Source organism: Paenibacillus sp. QJM3NY_38 (assembly GCF_056173265.1).
Genome location: NZ_CM149665.1, coordinates 301,143 through 318,830, shown reverse-complemented (window position 1 = coordinate 318,830; position 17,688 = coordinate 301,143). Strand labels below are relative to the sequence as shown.

General features: G+C 53.4%; 14 protein-coding genes. 6 read left to right on the top strand and 8 right to left on the bottom strand.

Annotation, left to right across the window (positions count from 1 at the left end):
- Nucleotides 1–15: 15 nt before the first annotated feature.
- From AC0VZ8_RS01505 to AC0VZ8_RS01490, 4 genes are all read right to left on the bottom strand, one after another.
- Entirely contained in the window at nt 16–1,806 is a 1,791-nt protein-coding gene (locus tag AC0VZ8_RS01505; protein ID WP_475485819.1) for an acyl-CoA dehydrogenase family protein, read from the bottom strand.
- 637 nt (nt 1,807–2,443) lie between these two features.
- Nucleotides 2,444–3,634, bottom strand: coding sequence for an acetyl-CoA C-acyltransferase (locus AC0VZ8_RS01500; protein ID WP_339221000.1), 1,191 nt, complete (start codon nt 3,632–3,634; stop codon nt 2,444–2,446).
- 231 nt (nt 3,635–3,865) lie between these two features.
- The gene (locus tag AC0VZ8_RS01495; protein ID WP_475485818.1) at nt 3,866–6,307 is read right to left on the bottom strand and encodes a 3-hydroxyacyl-CoA dehydrogenase/enoyl-CoA hydratase family protein; all 2,442 of its coding nucleotides are present in this window, start codon (nt 6,305–6,307) and stop codon (nt 3,866–3,868) included.
- Complete coding sequence (locus tag AC0VZ8_RS01490; protein WP_475485817.1) at nt 6,304–8,484, bottom strand: (Fe-S)-binding protein; 2,181 nt, start codon at nt 8,482–8,484, stop codon at nt 6,304–6,306. The genes AC0VZ8_RS01495 and AC0VZ8_RS01490 overlap by 4 nt, the downstream gene beginning before the upstream one ends.
- A gap of 466 nt (nt 8,485–8,950) precedes the next feature.
- On the opposite strand from AC0VZ8_RS01490, the gene AC0VZ8_RS01485 reads away from it, so the two are divergent.
- From AC0VZ8_RS01485 to AC0VZ8_RS01475, 3 genes are all read left to right on the top strand, one after another.
- The gene (locus tag AC0VZ8_RS01485; protein WP_100539665.1) at nt 8,951–9,541 is read left to right on the top strand and encodes a TetR/AcrR family transcriptional regulator; all 591 of its coding nucleotides are present in this window, start codon (nt 8,951–8,953) and stop codon (nt 9,539–9,541) included.
- A 38-nt stretch (nt 9,542–9,579) separates the two neighbouring features.
- Complete coding sequence (locus tag AC0VZ8_RS01480; RefSeq protein WP_475485816.1) at nt 9,580–10,347, top strand: electron transfer flavoprotein subunit beta/FixA family protein; 768 nt, start codon at nt 9,580–9,582, stop codon at nt 10,345–10,347.
- Nucleotides 10,348–10,630: 283 nt separating this feature from the next.
- A complete protein-coding gene (locus tag AC0VZ8_RS01475) occupies nt 10,631–11,608 on the top strand; it encodes an electron transfer flavoprotein subunit alpha/FixB family protein (RefSeq protein ID WP_475485815.1) in 978 nt (325 codons plus the stop codon).
- Between the two features lie 235 nt (nt 11,609–11,843).
- Here AC0VZ8_RS01475 and AC0VZ8_RS01470 read toward each other — a convergent pair whose 3' ends face one another.
- Nucleotides 11,844–12,161, bottom strand: a complete 318-nt coding sequence (locus AC0VZ8_RS01470; protein ID WP_475485814.1) for a MazG nucleotide pyrophosphohydrolase domain-containing protein — start codon at nt 12,159–12,161, stop codon at nt 11,844–11,846.
- Between the two features lie 217 nt (nt 12,162–12,378).
- Here AC0VZ8_RS01470 and AC0VZ8_RS01465 point away from each other — a divergent pair, with 217 nt between their 5' ends.
- On the top strand, nt 12,379–12,957 hold the full coding sequence (locus tag AC0VZ8_RS01465; protein WP_475485813.1) for an LOG family protein: 579 nt from the start codon (nt 12,379–12,381) through the stop codon (nt 12,955–12,957).
- Nucleotides 12,958–13,113: 156 nt separating this feature from the next.
- Here AC0VZ8_RS01465 and AC0VZ8_RS01460 read toward each other — a convergent pair whose 3' ends face one another.
- A complete protein-coding gene (locus AC0VZ8_RS01460; protein WP_475485812.1) occupies nt 13,114–13,857 on the bottom strand; it encodes an SDR family oxidoreductase in 744 nt (247 codons plus the stop codon).
- Between the two features lie 308 nt (nt 13,858–14,165).
- On the bottom strand, nt 14,166–14,807 hold the full coding sequence (locus tag AC0VZ8_RS01455; RefSeq protein ID WP_233354710.1) for a TetR/AcrR family transcriptional regulator: 642 nt from the start codon (nt 14,805–14,807) through the stop codon (nt 14,166–14,168).
- Between the two features lie 187 nt (nt 14,808–14,994).
- Between AC0VZ8_RS01455 and AC0VZ8_RS01450 the strand changes: the two genes are divergently transcribed.
- Both AC0VZ8_RS01450 and AC0VZ8_RS01445 read left to right on the top strand, forming a co-directional pair.
- The gene (locus tag AC0VZ8_RS01450) at nt 14,995–15,978 is read left to right on the top strand and encodes a helix-turn-helix transcriptional regulator (RefSeq protein WP_475485811.1); all 984 of its coding nucleotides are present in this window, start codon (nt 14,995–14,997) and stop codon (nt 15,976–15,978) included.
- Between the two features lie 88 nt (nt 15,979–16,066).
- Entirely contained in the window at nt 16,067–16,696 is a 630-nt protein-coding gene (locus AC0VZ8_RS01445) for a GyrI-like domain-containing protein (RefSeq protein WP_475485810.1), read from the top strand.
- Nucleotides 16,697–16,794: 98 nt separating this feature from the next.
- Here AC0VZ8_RS01445 and AC0VZ8_RS01440 read toward each other — a convergent pair whose 3' ends face one another.
- Nucleotides 16,795–17,508: an SAM-dependent methyltransferase gene (locus AC0VZ8_RS01440; RefSeq protein ID WP_475485809.1), complete on the bottom strand. Its 714-nt coding sequence runs from the start codon at nt 17,506–17,508 to the stop codon at nt 16,795–16,797.
- Nucleotides 17,509–17,688 lie beyond the last annotated feature (180 nt).

Sequence of the window (17,688 nt, the reverse complement as noted above, 5' to 3'; positions counted from 1 at the left end):
TGGCGTTGACGCGTGTTACACCGTGTACCGCTCGTTCTTGACCACGCGGGCTGCGATGCTGCGCTTGAGGGCCACCGTATCGACCGGCGTGCAACGCGTCAGTTTTTTGAGCACCGACAGCTGCATCCGCAGCATATCCCCGGTTTCCACTGAGGCCAGCGTCTCTTTCGCGAGTGCTTCAATGCGCTGGAACGCCTCGTATGCAAATACCTGCGTCATCTCGATCATGCTGGCTGCTTTTTCCTCGGATGTGCGTTCGATTTGCTTGCGGGTACGCAGCAGCGCACTCTCGAGAGCATAAATATCAATCATCATATCCGCCAGATTGGACAAGGCCTCCTGCTCTTTCTCCAGCTTCGTGCCGAACTTCTGTACCGCCATACCGCCTGCAAGGAGGAAAATCTTCTTGCTCATCTCCAGGAAGTGCGCTTCCTGTTCCAGTGTGCCTTCAAAGGTTTGACCAGGTACCAGCTGCAGCAGCTCATCTTGGAGACCTTGTGCTTTTTGCAGGAGCGCGATCTCACCCTTCATGGCCTTCTTCACGAGCGTGCCCGGAATCAGGAGCCGGTTGATCTCGTTCGTGCCTTCAAAGATACGGTTGATGCGGGAGTCCCGATAGATGCGTTCCACCTTGTACTCTTGGATATACCCATAGCCCCCGTGAATCTGTACCGCCTCGTCTGCCACGTTATCGAGTCCTTCCGAACAGAACACCTTGTTGATCGAGCATTCGATGGCATAGTCGGAAATGGCCGCAGCCGAGTGGATTCCGGCATCCTCGCTGTTGTAATCGATGTCCTGCATCGCTTCGTCCAGCAGTCCTGCCGTACGGTACACCATGCTCTCCATCACGAAGGTGGTGATGTTCATCTCGGCCAGCTTCTTGCGCATGAGCGGGAACTGCGAGATAGGCGTATCGAACTGTTTACGGGTGTTAGCATATTTCGCGCTCAGCTCGATCGATTCCTTCGCCGCACCGACCGTACCGGCTGCCAATTTATACCTGCCGATGTTCAGGATGTTAAAGGCAATCCGGTGGCCTTTGCCGATCTCGCCGAGCAGGTTCTCCTTCGGCACCTTCACATCTTCGAAAAAGAGCGGACGCGTCGACGAGCCCTTAATGCCCATCTTCTTCTCCTCCGGACCGAGCGTGAAGCCCTCCATCTCCTTCTCGACAATGAACGCGGTGAAGTGCTCCCCGTCAATCTTGGCGTAGACGATAAAGATATCCGCAAATCCGGCGTTAGTTATATATAGCTTCGATCCGTTCAAAATATAATAGTCTCCGTCATCCGACAGGCGTGCCGTCGTTTTGGCACCCAGCGCATCCGAGCCGGAGGTCGGTTCCGTCAAGCAATAAGCGGCGATTTTAGCGCCGGTCGATAGATCCGGCAGGTACTTCTGTTTCTGCTCGGTGGTGCCGAAGAACACGATCGGCAGTGTACCGATCCCGACATGAGCCCCGAAGGAGAGCGCAAAGGACGATCCCTTCGCCAACGCTTCATTAATAATCGTGGAACTGACCTTATCCAGCCCGATCCCGCCGAACGGCTCCGGCACATCGGCCCCGAGCAGGCCCAGCTCGCCTGCCTTGCGAAGCAGGTCTACAGTCATCTCATAATTCAGCTTCTCCAGCTCTTCATCATGCGGTACGACTTCGCCGTCGATAAAATCGCGCACCGTCTCGCCGATCATGCGGTGCTCTTCCGTGAAATCCTCCGGTGTCAGGATGCGCTGCATATCGGGATTATCGATGACAAAGCTGCCGCCTTTAATTTTCGGTTCTTTGGTTTGGTTATCGCTCATGATTGGTTTCCCCTTTCGGAATGTGGAATATTGGAGTGCAAGGACTGCCTTGGTGTTATGTTGGTATCTGTTGGATTGACCCCTAGATACAGTAATGCTTAAGGGAGGTGCACAAATGTCCGCTCCGCGTGCGGATTGTACTTCCGATCGCTGTTGAGTTTGGATTTCCAGGAATGAATCTATCCATAGTAGAAATCCAAACTCAAAGGCGACCGCTGCCGCTTCTCCAGTACAATTCCGCCCTCTCCGCTGGGCTAGAGCACACTAGTGAATCCCCTAGTTCAAACTCCTACGATCGGCTATTATTGCACTCCCCTGTGGGTGGAGTGAGTGGTGCGGTGTCCGGTCCGTGTGCGGAGCGGACACCACACTAAGACTACTTCAGAGTAAATAGACTGGTCATAGATCAGTAGAGGACCAGTAGACTTGATACTGAAGAACCTAGATTTGGTTGACCGATTATTATCAGAAACGTTATTGAACTAACTTTTCCTAACACCTTGTTGGGAGCTGCAGAGCCCCTTGAAGACAAACGCGAATCGAACCACAATGAGCACCTGCAGAGACTAATGCGAGAATCCCGCCCCATATCCCTCCAGGTGCTTGGAAGGTAGCGTAACTCTGCACCATCTACTCCTTACGCCCCAGCGGCGTGCACCTCGAACACCCCCGCGGCGCCCATGCCGCCGCCGATGCACATGCTCACGACACCGTAGCCGCCGCCGCGGCGGGCCAGCTCGGAGACGAGGCTGACGGTCAGTTTGGCGCCGGTGCAGCCGAGCGGATGGCCGAGCGCAATGGCGCCGCCATTGACGTTGACTTTACTCTCGTCGATACCCAGCGCGCGGATGATGTGGAGGCATTGCGAAGCGAACGCTTCGTTAATCTCGAACACATCGACCTGATCCAGCTCGATGCCCGCCATGCGGAGCGCCTTCGGGATCGCTTCAACGGGGCCGACGCCCATAATTTCCGGCTCTACGCCTGCCAGAGCAAACGACTTGAAGGTAGCCAGCGGGGTAAGGCCCAGCTGCTCCGCTTTCTCGCGGCTCATGACGGCTACCGCCGCCGCGCCGTCACTCGTCTGCGACGCGTTGCCCGCGGTAACCGAGCCGCCGAGGGCAAAGGCCGGCTTCAACTTGGCCAGCACATCCGGTGTCGTGTCCGGCCGGACCCCTTCATCCGTATCGAAGGCAAAGGTTTTGCTGCGCACCTTGCCCTGCTCATCGGCCGCAGCCAGCGTTACGTTCACCGGAACGATCTCGTCCCGGAACTTCCCTTCCGCGATGGCCGCCGCGGCCTTGCGGTGACTGCTAGCCGCGAAGGCATCCTGCGCCTCGCGGGTAATGCCGAAGCGGCGGGCCACCTCTTCCGCGGTATGGCCCATGCCAATGTACACCTCCGACATCTCTTCCACGATCGTCGGATGCGGCGCCGGCTTGAAGCCGGTCATCGGCACATGGCTCATGCTCTCAACGCCGCCGGCGACGATGACCTCGGCATGACCAAGCATGATGCGTTCTGCCGCAAAAGCGATCGCCTGAAGCCCCGAGGAACAAAAGCGATTAACGGTCAGCGCGGGTACCGTCACGGGATATCCTGCATATAGCGAGATAATCCGCGCGACATTCAGGCCTTGCTCGCCTTCCGGCATCGCGCAGCCGAGGATAATGTCCTCAACGTCCTCTTTTTTCAGACCAGGTGCACGCTCAATGACGGCTTCCAGTACAGCTTTGCCGAGATCCTCTACGCGCGTCTGGGCAAAACTGCCCTTCTTCGCCTTCCCCACCGGAGTGCGGGCAAGGGATACTATGACTGCTTCTCTCATGCCATTCACCTCATCAACTTGAAATGGTTGGATCCAATACCGTTTATAATAGCGCGGGCCGCTAATCGGCCGTGAAATGAATTCGTAACAGGTGGAACTGATTAAAGAGCCGCCATCATCAAACTTCGCCAGCATGGACAACCTGCCACCATGTACTGTATGCAGCGTCTATTTGGCGAATCGAACGTTGCGATCGATAGCGAACTTCTTGGCTCTAAAGCACTCATCGCCCTAATTCCGCAGCGGCTTGCCTTTCGCCAGCATATGCTGCATGCGCTGCTGGGTTTTGACCTCGCCGAGCAGGCTGAGGAACGCTTCGCGCTCCAGGTCGAGCAGATGCTGCTCGCTAACCACCGTTCCCGCGGGAACATCGCCGCCCGTCAGGATGTGCGCCAGCTTCTTCGCGATCAACAGATCGTGATCGCTGATATAACCGCTTCGCTTCATGTCGATGGCGCCCATCTGGAGCACGGCCCGGCCGTCGCGGCCGACAACGCGGGCTTTGCCCGGCTGCGGCGGAACATAGCCTGCCCGGTCCATCGCAAGTACCGCCTGCTTTGCTTCATAGATCCGGTAGTCCTGATTCATGACCACCGTATCCCCGCTTCGACCATAACCCATGCGGATCGCTTCATGTCCGCTGGTCGATGCCTTCGCCATCGCCACCATCTCGAAGATTTTGTTAATTTCCGGCTGGAGGTCGCTCTCCTTGTCGGGATGACGGTTGCTGGTCATGAGCGCCAGCTCCTTGCAGCCGCCGCCTGCCGGAATGAGGCCGACCCCCGTTTCTACGAGACCGAAATAGGTCTCCGCCGAGAAAATGATCCGGTCGGCCGGCAGGCACGCTTCCACGCCGCCGCCCAGCGTCATCCGGTGAGGCGCAGCCACAACCGGCTTCTCTAGCCCCTTCAGCTTCATCATGCTGCCTTGGAACAGACGGATGATGTCATCCACCTCATCCCAATCGCCGCTCTGCGCTTCCATCAGCATAAGCATCAGGTTGGCGCCGACGCAGAAGTTGCGGCCTTCGTTCGCCAGCACCAGCCCGCGGTAATTGGCCCTGACCTCTTCCACGCTCTGCTGAATCATGACCAGAATATCGGCGCCAATCGCGTTGTTCGGCGAAGTGAATTCAAGGCACGCAACACCATCCCCAATATCGATCAGATTCGCCCCCGTGTTCGAACGGATGATCCGGTTTTGCGATTTGAGTGCTTGCAGCGAGATCAGCTCAGGCTGAACCTCTACGCCCTTATACTCGCCTTTGAAATAATGGAACACCTCGCCGTCCTTCTGCTGATAAAAGGACTTGTTCCCAGCGGCAATCCAATCCTTCACCCAAGCCGGGACAGTCATGCCTTCTGCTTCCATGCGCTGCACGGATTCCGGCAGTCCGATCAGATCCCAGGTCTCGAATGGACCGAGCTCCCAGTTGAAGCCCCATTTCATCGCGTTGTCGATGTCCTGAATGGAATCGGCGATCTCTCCGAGCTTGTCGGCCGCATAGACAAGCACTTGCTTCAATACATTCCAAGCCAGTTCAGAGTAACGGTCCTGCGTACCGAGGAATGCCTTGATCTTCCGCTTGGCTCCCTTCACCGCTTTGGCGGCTTCGATGGAAGCGGAGCTCACTTTGGCGCTCGGATTGTACTCCATCGTGGACAGGTTGAGCGATAAAATTTTGCTGCCTTGCTCGCTCTTTACTTTTTTATAGAATCCCTGGCCGCCCTTCTCACCGATCCAGCCGCGGGTGACAAGCTCATTCATGACATCGGGAACCGTGAACACGTCCTTCTCGTTCCCGTCCGGCACGGAGTCGTACACGTTTCTGGCCACATGAACAAAGGTATCGATGCCGACCAAATCCAGGGTACGGAAGGTGGCGCTCTTCGGACGCCCCAGAACGGGTCCCGTGGCCGCATCCACTTCCTCCACGGTATAGCTGTTTTTCACCATCTCCTGCAATGTGACCAGAAGACCGTAGGTGCCGATCCGGTTCGAGATGAAATTCGGCGTATCCTTCGCAAGCACAACCCCTTTACCAAGGCGCTTCGTGCAGAAATCAACCATAAACTTTGTAATGTCCGGATCCGTATCAAAGCCCGGGATAATCTCCAGCAGCTTCATATGACGCGGCGGATTGAAGAAATGGGTTCCCAGGAAGTGGCTGCGGAATTCCTCGCTGCAGTCCTCGACCATCGCATTAACGGAAATGCCAGAGGTATTCGTGCTGACGATTGATCCTTCCTTGCGCACGCCCTCAATCTGCTTGAAGATGCTTTTCTTGATTTCCAGGCGCTCCGTGACCACCTCAATGATCCAATCCACGTCCTTCAGCTGGCTCAGATGATCCTCGGTATTGCCCGGGGTGATCCGGCCCACAAAATCGGCGCTATACAGCGGAGCAGTGCTTGATTTGGGCAGAGCGGCAATGGCTTTGGCCGCAAGCCGGTTTCGTACCTTCGGATGATCCAGCGACAATCCGGCTTTTTCCTCTTCGGCGGTTAAGGATTCTGGTACGATGTCGAGCAGCAGGCAGGGAATGCCGGCATTGGCGAGATGGGCGGCGATCCCCGACCCCATGACGCCAGAGCCGATCACGGCGGCTTTGGTTATGTTTCGACTTGCGACACCGGAACCGCTGACGGATTCCTTGGTAATGGTATTGCTCATTGCACAACGACCTCCTGTTCATGGATTTCGGATAGACCGAATACGGATAACTCCAGGATTTCCGCGATATCTCGCGTTTTTACGCTTTCTTCCACTTCCTTCAGCTTCGTGCCGTCCTCCAGCATCGTCAGGCAGAACGGACAGGCTGAACTGATCATCGTCGGAGATACAGCCAGCGCCTGCTCGGTACGCGCCAGATTCACGCGCTTGCCCGCATCCTCCTCCATCCACATCTGCCCGCCGCCGGCGCCGCAGCACATCCCGTTCTCGCGATTTCGCTCCATCTCCAGGAGCTCGACGCCAGGAATGGCGCGAAGCACGCTGCGCGGCTGATCATACACGTCGTTATACCGTCCCAGGTAGCAGGAGTCATGATAGGTGATTTTCTCCTGAACCCGGTATTTGGGCTTAAGACGCCCTTCCTTCACCAGCTGGTCCAGCAGCTCCGTATGATGAATCACCTCGGCTTCAAGCCCAAATTCCGGATACTCATTCTTCAAAATATTGAAGGTATGCGGACAAGCCGTCACGATTCGTTTCACATCGTACTTCTTGAATGTCTCGATGTTCTCCGTGCACAGCTGCTGGAACAGAAATTCATTGCCCATCCGGCGCGGCGTATCGCCCGAATTCTTCTCCTCGTTGCCGAGAATGGCGAAGTTGACGCCCGCTTCATTCATAAGCCGGACAAAGGCCTTGGTGATCTTGCGGCTCCGATTGTCGTAAGAGCCCATGGAGCCGACAAAGAACAGCACGTCGAAATCCGGATTTTCCTTCACGGTTGGAATTTTCAGATCCAAAGTCCCTTCCGGATCAACCTCCTTCACCCACTTGCTCCGGTCCGCGCGACTGATTCCCCATGGGTTGCCTTGTCGCTCGATGTTTTGCATCGCCCGCTGGCCTTCCTGCGGAACACTGCCCTCCATCAGAACGAGATGACGCCGGAGATCCACGATTTTGTCGACGTGCTCATTCGCGACCGGACATTGATCCTCGCAGTTGCGGCAGGTCGTGCATGCCCAAATCTCTTCTTCCGTCATGACGCCGCCGATCAATTGAATGTCCTTCGGGTTGACGCCCTCAACCTGATGCCAGGAGCGCTTCTGCACCTCCATCGTCGGGCCAATATCGGTGATTCCCTCGCCCTTCCAGCCGACAAGGGCCAGATCCGTTGCGCCCATGGAGTGAACGCCCGGCGATCCAAACACAGAGGCTGGCATCCATGCCGATTTGGAGGTGAGCGCAGCCCCTTTTTCCGTGAGATGATCCCTTAACTTCACAATCATGTGCATCGGCGACAGCAGCTTGCCTGTATTCGAGGCCGGGCATACGTTGGTGCATCTTCCACATTCAACGCAGGCATAGAAATCGAGCATCTGCTTCTGCGTGAAATCCTCAATCTTGCCTACCCCGAATGCCTCGGCCTCTTCATCCTCCAAATCCAGCTTGCTGAGCTTGCTCGGGGGATCGGTACGGCGGACCAGAATGTTGATGGGTGCCGTAATGAGGTGAAAATGCTTCGATTGCGGCACATAGATGAGGAACGACAACAGAATCAACAGATGCAGCCACCAGAACGCGTAATAGCAAACCGTAACCGCCACCGGCGGCATCCAGGTAAACACGACCGCAATGCTGGAGGAGATCGGTGCCATGGCCGACCACGCCAGTCCTTCCATGAGCCGTTCAAAAGCCATCGTCAGCAGCACCGAAGCCATCAGCGTGGTGATGAAAAACACGACAATGCTTGGCTTCCAGCCCCGCTTGAGCCGTTTCAGCTTCTCGCCATAGCGGCGATAGGCCGCGTAACCGATAGCGAGCAGGATCAGCGCAACTGTAATCTCCTGCATGAGGATAAAGCCGGCGTGCCCCGGAATCGGCAGGCTGTGGCCGGACAATCCCTTCCAGATGATGTCGAGCGCACCGAACTGCAAAATGATAAATCCGTAAAACACAATAAAATGCATGATACCGCTCTTGCGATCCTTAAACAGCTTGCTCTGTCCGAATACCTGGATGGCGAATTGGCTCAGGCGTTCCTTCAGATCCTTCCTCAGATTCGCTGGCTTGCCCAAACGGATATACAGGTACCGGCGATACACCACGGTGGCGAACATATACACCGCCCAACCGGTGATCAAGACAAAGAGCAGCGCGTTGATTAATGTCAGAATCATCTCTCTCAGCCCCTTGCGTTAAAAATCCTTCTTTCTTCTCATAGTCTGGTGCAGCGTCCCATTTTGCGAAGCTCCTGTCACTCCTTTCGAAACCTCTTGTCATGTGTTCATGCCGGACATATATGAAGCGCTTTCATTAGAGGAACAAAAATAGACCTCCACATCGTGCCGTGCCGACCACTCTAAACCGAACTTCATCGTTTCTGGCTGCATCTCTTCATCCGTACATCGCTCTCATCTGTACTTGCCTGCGGATACCCAGTGACTTGTTTCTTTCGGTTGAACTGCCGTCTATTGCTCTGATATGAACGCCTTATTCTGCTGCTCTGATCCATCTGCTTCATCCATTTCGCGCTTCTTCGTAACCCATCGTTGACAACGACATGAACGTATTTTATGATGGATACAAGAAATGAATGAGTATTCATTCATAATTTTAACTGTATTCTAACACCGGGGTGAGCATATGACAAGTAAAAAAAATGAAAAATACCACCTTATTCTCCAGGGCGCCCTGAAAGTATTCGCCGAGAACGGCTACCACCGGTCCCAGGTTTCCAAGATCGCCAAAGCTGCCGGCGTGGCTGACGGCACCATCTATTTGTACTTTAAGAGGAAGGAGGATATCCTGATCCGCCTGTTCCAGGAGAAGCTTGGCGAGCTGGTCGGCAAATTCCACGAAAGCGTGGAAGGAACCACGGATGCCGTGGAAGCGCTGCGGACGGTGTGCAGCATCCATTTTTCGGAGCTGGAGAGCAATCCTGAGCTTGCTTATGTCACGCAGATTGAGCTGCGGCAGAGCGATCTGGAGCTGCGCAAGGAAATCGGCAGCGCATTGAAGCCATATATTGTGCTGATCGAGAATATTCTGGAACAGGGCATCAAAGAACAGAAATTCCGTTCCGATCTGAACGTCAAGCTGGTGCGCAACCTGATTTTTGGCGCGATGGACGAAGCGGTGACCTCTTGGCTGATCTCCGGCCGCAAGTATTCTCTGTCCGATCAGGCGGATGAGACGCTTAGCTTTTTCCTGAACGGTGTTTCCGGCGGACAATAAGTCCCGCTGATATTCATATTGAAGGGAGCGTTTAACCGATGAAGATTGTGGTATTGCTTAAACAGACCTTTGACACGGAGGAAAAAATTACGATTGAGAACGGATCGATTGCCGAGGATGGGGTGAAATTTGTCATCAATCCGTATGACGAATATGCGGTGGAAGAAGCCGTGAAGCTTCGGGATGACCACGGCGGCAGCGTGACACTCTTGTCCGTCGGGCCGGATCGTACGGCAGAGGCCCTGCGCACTGCCCTCGCGATGGGTGCAGATGATGCCGTGCTGATCTCCGACGAGCGGATTCCGGACGATGAATATGCGGTATCCAAGGTGCTGCACGCGTATTTGTCCAAGGAAAGACCGGATCTGATCCTTGGCGGCAACTTCTCCGTAGACCGCGGTTCGGGTCAGGTGGCCATTCGCCTGGCGAGCCTCCTCGGCATTTCGCATGCCGGCTCCATTACCAAGCTTACGCTGAACGGTACCACGGCTGAAGTGCACCGGGATGCCGAAGGTGATCTTGAAGTATTGGAGGTTCAGCTCCCGGCGATCTTTACGGCACAACAAGGTTTGAACGAACCACGCTATCCATCGCTGCCTGGCATCATGAAGGCTAAGAAAAAGCCATTTCAGACGTTGACCCTGGATGATCTCGGATTATCGGAAGTCGATATCCAGCCGGCAACGAAGCAAAGCGAGCTGTCCTTGCCGCCGGAGCGAAGCGCCGGACGCATTCTGAAGGGCGAGCCCGCCGAAGTGGCGCATGAGCTGGTATCCTTGCTCCGCACCCAGTCGAAAGTGATCTGATGAACGGGTATTCGAATGTACGAATGTACGAATATCCCCCTTTGACTCGTACTAGTGAATGCGGTTACACGGACCCGGCATAGAGCCGCGCCATCATTCCCTATGTATTCTGATTGTATGGTTTACGGGATGTCCGTCATGCACGCTTTTCGCTTGATACGTTCCGCGAATCCGAGCAGCAGCGCTTCTGAGGAAATCCCCTGAATTCGCTTAAGTTGCTCAGGTTGGTTAAATCGTCAAATCTCTTCTCTTCAATCCCAAATGGATCCTAGGAGGTTATGATATGAGCAAAACGATATTAGTGTATGCCGAGAACCGGGATGGGAAGCTGCGTCAGGTTGCTCTCGAAACGCTTGGCGCGGCTCGCTTGATTGCAGGTGACGGTGACAGCATCCGCATTCTGGTTGCGGGCTCCAACATTACGGAGGCTGTATCGGCCCTGAACGCCTATGGTGCCGATACGATCTATACGGTTGAGCATGATGATCTGGAAAATTATAATCCTGAAGCTTATATGGCCGCCATTGAAGCGGTTATCGGTCAGGCCAAGCCGGATGCCGTACTCTTCGGACATACAGCTATCGGCCGCGATTTAGCACCGCTCGTCGCCGCTTCCCTGAATGCCGGACAAATTTCCGACGTAACCGCGATCGAGACGGAAGGTGGAGAAGCGGTGTTCACTCGTCCGCTCTATGCGGGTAAAGCTTTTGAGAAGCGTGTCTTCCAGAACGGACCGTGGGTAGTCACGGTGCGTCCGAACAATATTCCTGCCGCGGAAGCCATTGAAGGCGCGAGCGCCAGCATTGAGGACATCCCTTACCCTGCCCCTTCCCTTCGCTCCGTGGTAAAGGACGTTGTCCGCAAAACCACGGGAAAAATCGACCTTTCGGAAGCCAAAATCGTCATTTCTGGCGGGCGCGGCGTGAAGAGCGCGGAAGGCTTCCAGCCGCTGGAGGAGCTCGCGGACCTGCTCGGCGGTGCCGTCGGCGCATCGCGTGGCGCCTGTGATGCCGGCTACTGCGATTACGCGCTCCAGATCGGGCAGACCGGCAAAGTCGTTACGCCCGAGATCTATATTGCCTGCGGCATTAGCGGCGCCATCCAGCATCTGGCCGGCATGAGCCAATCGCGGGTCATTATCGCCATCAACAAAGACCCTGAGGCACCGATCTTCAAGGTCGCCGATTACGGCATCGTCGGCGATCTGTTCGACATCGTTCCGCTGCTGACGCAGGAATTCCGCAAAGTACTGGTATCCTAGCATAATTCAAGCTCATTAGATGATATAATATGATAAGGCTGCACCCCAACGTCCATTGGACCCTGGGTTGCAGCCTTTTTACAGTTCTAAACCCGGACGTATCCTTTCGGCTTTCTGGCTACTGCCATAATTCCTGCGATGCGCTATCAAGCCGGTTATGTATGCTGCCATTCAGCCATTCAATGACTCCGCCATGTCATCATCTGATGATAAGAAGGACCCGACTTTCGTTCATTTAAGAACCAAACCGCTTCTGCAGCTTCTGCTGATGGGCCATAAACGCCTCTTCCAGCGAAATGCCATAAAGATCCGCCAACAGTGAAATGTTTCCAAGTACGTCGCCGATCTCCTCCACCAAATCCTGCTTGAGCTGTTCCCTGGATTGAACCTCCTCGTCGGGGCGGTCCCTGCCGATCTCATAAGCGCGAACGGCACGCGCTGTTTCCCCTGTCTCTTCCATCAAAAACCCAACGCGAATAAAGGGGCCGTACTCGGTCCAGCCTCGCTCTCCATAAAATTGTTTAATCCATTGCTGCGCTTCATTCATATCCATACTTCTACTACCTCCGCGATTCCCTGGGATGACTAAACCTTTACTTTTTACACAATTCAAGAACAAACTCATGATAATGCTAACATGTATGCCATAAGATAAGAGGTGCCATCTGATGATCATTAACAATATCGTTCATCGACGCCATGACACAAATCACTATATATAGTATAATTACACGAATGAAATATCAACATCTTGTCAAGGAGTGTGCGAATTGAAATCCATATGTGTATTTGCAGGATCGAACATGGGGGAACATCCAGACTATAAAGCGAAAGCTGCCGATCTCGGCAGACACATTGCCCACAACCAATACAAGCTCGTATACGGCGGCTCCAAAATCGGATTGATGGGTGAAGTGGCTAACGCCGTTTTGCAGCATGGCGGTGAAGTTATCGGGGTGATGCCGAGAGGACTGTTTAAAGGCGAGATTGTACATACCGAGCTGACCCAGCTCATTGAAGTAGCGGATATGCATGAGCGCAAAGCGACGATGGCGAAGCTGTCCGACGGGTTTATCGCCATGCCGGGCGGTTTTGGAACCTTTGAGGAATTGTTCGAGGTATTGTGCTGGTCGCAAATCGGAATTCATCAGAAACCGATCGGGCTGCTGAATGTCCGGGAGTATTATGAACCGTTTATGAAGCTGATTCAGTACAGTATCACGGAAGGTTTCTCCAATGCCTCCCACCTAAACCTGATCAACCTCTCCGATGACCCGCTCAAGCTGCTCGAGCTCATGGATAGCTACACCCCTCCGACGCTGGACTTAAAGTGGAAGGACTTGGATTAAGGAGCGTTTGCGGAGAATAGCGATCTTTCCCCCACATTCAGGGGAAGTCTTGTACTCCATGTTGTAGGATCCTCTACAACAGATCGACCGTATCCGTAACGAAAGGCACCGGACTCCCGGTGCCTTTTTGTTCTTGCATTATTGATGGGGTAAGTATTACACAAAGCCGCCGTTCACGCGGATCGTTTGGCCTGTGATCCATTTCGATTCTTGGCCGGCCAGAAAGAGGACGGCTCCTGCAACATCATCCGGTTCTCCCAGACGCCCGAAAGCATTCATGTTTGCAATTCCCGTGATCTGCTCCTCCGATTTGCCAATCGTAAACAGCTCCGTATTGATCGGTCCGGGCGCCACTGCATTAATTGTAATTCCTTTCGGTCCGAATTCTTTGGCCAACTGACGCGTAAACTGCTCTACAGCGCCTTTCGTGCCTGCATATACGCTGTAAGCCAGGAACATCTGCCCAACCACCGACGTCGAGAAATTGATGATACGGCCGCCCGAATTCATATGGTGAAAAGCCTGCTGGATCGCGAAATAAGTCCCCTTCACATTAATCGCAAACTGCTGATCGAAATCTTCCTCCGTCATGGCAGCAACCGGCTTGGTTGTCATGATGCCGGCATTGTTCACGAGAATATCGATACCGCCATAAGCCTCGATCGTTTCACCAAACAGTCGTTCAATCGCTGCTACCTGACGAATATCAGCTTGAATGGCCCGGGCTTCGCCGCCGCTTTGCTTAATGGCGCTCACCACTTCCTCGGCTTTAGCCGGGCTGCTTGCATAGTTTACAACCACTTTAGCCCCGTTCTCCGCAAGTCTCTCCGCAATTTCACGCCCGATGCCTCTTGATGCTCCCGTTACGATAGCTACCTTGCCCGATAAACTCTTTGTCATGATACAACCTCCCGCATATGAATTAGGTGCACGAATATCTCATCAGACGGATCCTCTGATCTGTACGTCATTTTTTGTAATTTGATTATATGTCTGCACATTACAAATTACAAGTGACAGTTTTATATTTTTGTCATTTGTAATGATATATATACAAAAAAGACGCTATCTCATGCAAATCGCCAAGAATAGCATCTTTTTAACGTAATGGGTGATCTCGCTGCACCAGCTCCCGAAGTGCTGTTCGGAAATGCATAACTGCCGCCTCTACCCCTGCTTAGTTCCCTCTAACTATGATTCTCGCCCGTTTACTGTTTCGCGATTCCGGATAACAATATGGCCCACACCGAGTCAAAATCGGCTTCAATCTCCTGCGAGGTCCACTGAGAAGCATGCACCGGATGATGAAACAGGGACGTTGCCATGAAAAAGGCTTTTGCCACCGACTCCGACTGGCCCGGCTTAAATTCACCAGTAAGCATCCCTCGATCGATGATCTGGGCAACCTGTCCGATTAACAGCTTTACATGCGTATCAATTACCTTGACGGCTTCCAGCGTCACGGTCGTATACATAGCAAACATCTCGGGATCCTCGAGGACATAAGCCCGTTTGGCCCGGATGAGGGTATCCGTCCATAACCGCAAGCGATCGGTGGCGCTGCCCTCCGTTCCGTCTGCAATCTTCTGTAACGGATCCGCAATCCGCTGCAGCCACCGTTCCGTTACGGCTTCTCTCAGAGCGGCCTTGCTGGGAAAATGCCGATACAGGGATCCATGGCTGACTTGAAGCGCCTTGGCAACATCGACAACCGAGGTTTTGTCAGGACCATAGCGCCGAAGCGTCTGCTCGGCCGCGTCCAATATGGCTTCTTTCGTTAGTGGTTGGTCATGTGACATAGGTTCAATGAGCACCGAAACGGGACTTACATTGTCCGCCCGACTGCCCATCTTCACGCCCCCTCTCTGTTGAACACATTATAACAAACCATCATTCAATATCAATATTGAAGTTTTGTTATTTGTTATACCAGGAGTCCTCGTTTTATTCGCTTGATCATACCCCCTCATGGATTGTTATAATAGCTTCATTAAGCCGGATATAACCGAAATAACATGAAGAAAGCGAGTGCTGTCCATGGCTAAGCTGGACTATCTGTTATCCATACTATGGCTGCTTCGATCCCATAAAAAAATGACGGCCGAGCAATTGGCGGAGAGGCTTGAGCTAAGTGTCCGAACGGTCTACCGATACATCGACACGCTGGATATGAGCGGGGTCCCTATCATATCCGAATCCGGACATGGCGGGGGATTCAGGCTGCCCGATTCTTTTTTAAGCGTGCCGCTGTTCTTCGAACTAACCGAGCTTAAAGCCATGGAACACAGTGCGCTACTTGCCCGGCAAGCGGACTATCCGTTTACGGATGCTCTTGAAAAGGCACTAACCAAGATTGAGCACCGGCTTCAGGAATCTCAATTGGAAGACTTGAGGCGTCATGTTGGCAGCATTCACATCCCACTGCCATCCCAGAGTGCCTTGCTTCACCCCAGATTGCGAGAGTTAGAGCAAGCCATTGCCAGACGCGAAACCCTGGTCCTTCAATATGCGAAGTCCTTCAGCGGCTCCGTGGAGGAGCGCCATATTGATCCCTATGGGCTGATCTACCGGCTCGGCAAATGGTATTTGATTGCCTATTGCCATCAACGGGAGGCCCTCCGCGTATTCCGGGTAGACCGGATGAACAGCCTGTCGGTAACAGGCCGTACATTTGAAATGCCGGAACATTTCTCGGTACATGATTATATGAGCCATATTCATGAGTATCAGGATCAGAATACGAAGGCGAAGGCGAAGGAACCGACGTTGGTAACCGTTCGCCTTCAAGGTCGCTCCGAGGTTCTGGACGCGTTATGCAACCAGTGGTTCCTGCAGCCTTATCTTGTCGCAAGAAGCACTGACGATGAGGCCGAATTCCGTATGCATCCGGATTGGATGCTGCAATATATGCCTTATCTGCTACTTTCCTTTGGCAAAGGAGTCAAAGTACTTGAGCCGCAGCAACTGCGAACTGTTCTCTCCGAGACGGCCCGAGACCTGGCCGCATATTACGAGGACTGATCCTTCAACAACTTCCCTGACTCCTATGCTGTCAGTGAAGCTGGTTTATGATAGGCGTAAATCATGTCCAAAAAGGAGAGATTCATGTATGCCGCTTTCTAAACTCGATCTGGCCAAAAGCGATAAAGCCTATTACACAGCCGGGAACACCCCCGTGCTCGTGCAGTTTGATCCCTTGCCCTATCTGTCGTTCGAAGGTCAAGGCGCGCCCGAAAGCTCCCTTTTCGAGAATGCAACCGAGGCGCTGTATACCGTTGCCTATGGCGTTAAGGGATATTGCAAGGCGGAGATTCAGGATTTTACCGTTCCTAAACTTGAAGGGCAATGGTGGGTTAACTCGGATCGGTATGGTTTGGAGGTTCCGAAAGAGGAATGGCATTGGAAGCTGCTCATTCGGATGCCGGCGTTTGTCACCTCGGAGATCGTGGATTCCGCACGGGACAAAGCCTTCTCCAAGAAAAATCATCTGGAGCCCATTCAGCAAGTGGTATTGGAAACGATCCATGAGGGACTATGCGTCCAAATCATGCATATCGGCCCCTACAGCACAGAGCCTGATACGCTGGCGAAAATGTATGCTTACATGAAACAGCATCATTACGTACAGGACGGGCATCATCATGAGGTTTATTTGTCCGATCCACGAAAAGCCGCCTCCTCCTCCATGAAAACCATTCTCCGCGCTCCTGTAAAACAGGAGCATTCATTGGATCAGTGAATACGGCGCGCCCTGTTCCCTGACGACAAACACCATACCCAGCTAAAAATAAAGGAAGCCGGCACATTGCCGGCTCCCCACATCTTACCTTCATTCTTCTAGAACTTACGAATGCTTAGCAGCGAATTGCCGTTCTTCATAAACTCATAAGGCACTTTAACTTCCTCCACCCGAAAACCGTCTGCCTCCAGCTCATGAATCAGGCGCTCCAAATGAGCGTAGCGACTCCCCGACAAATCGGTCAACGGGAAGATGCGCACCTCTTCCGAGGCTACTCGCAGCAGTTCCCGAATCGTCTGGACATGAAAATCATAATCCAATCGGTCACTGTACATAAACAGAAAATGGGCGGACAGCACCAGGTGAAACTGTTCGTTATTAAAAGGCAGCTCCGGCAGTACCGCAGCGACATAGCGATCCGGAAACTCCCTCATATCCTGAACGCAGTCACGAAGCGCTTGCTCGCGATGCCGACGAAGCCCCTCCACATCTCCATAATAGTCCCAGACATAATTGCTCTTCGCCTGCTCCATCGTTTCCATCGCATGCCTGATATCCTGCAGTCCCTTGGCCTCCAGGTCGTCCGGCTTATGATCATAGGCAATATCACTGGCCGTTATATCGAGACCACGCTTCGCACCGTGAGCGGTGAACGAACACGCACCGGAAGGGCAATCCAATACGCTTTTGCCGGCTAGGTCCGACATTTCCAAATCAAACATATGCGTGTATTCTTCAAACGTGCGGCCAATGAATACAACCCGGTCCAGTTCCTGCTTGGTCTTGCCTTGACTCTGCTCATCTCTACTCATCTCTACTCACCTCAGCTATTTATTGCGGGAGCTGGTATGATGGCTACTTCCCCACCTCCGCAAGGATATATTACCATAAGATGGAATGAGGGGATAAGGATTTTACGATGTCTACCTGTTCTTCTTTAGGAAGTCTACAACTTCATTCAAGTCATCCGTTTTCAAGACGATTTCTTTATC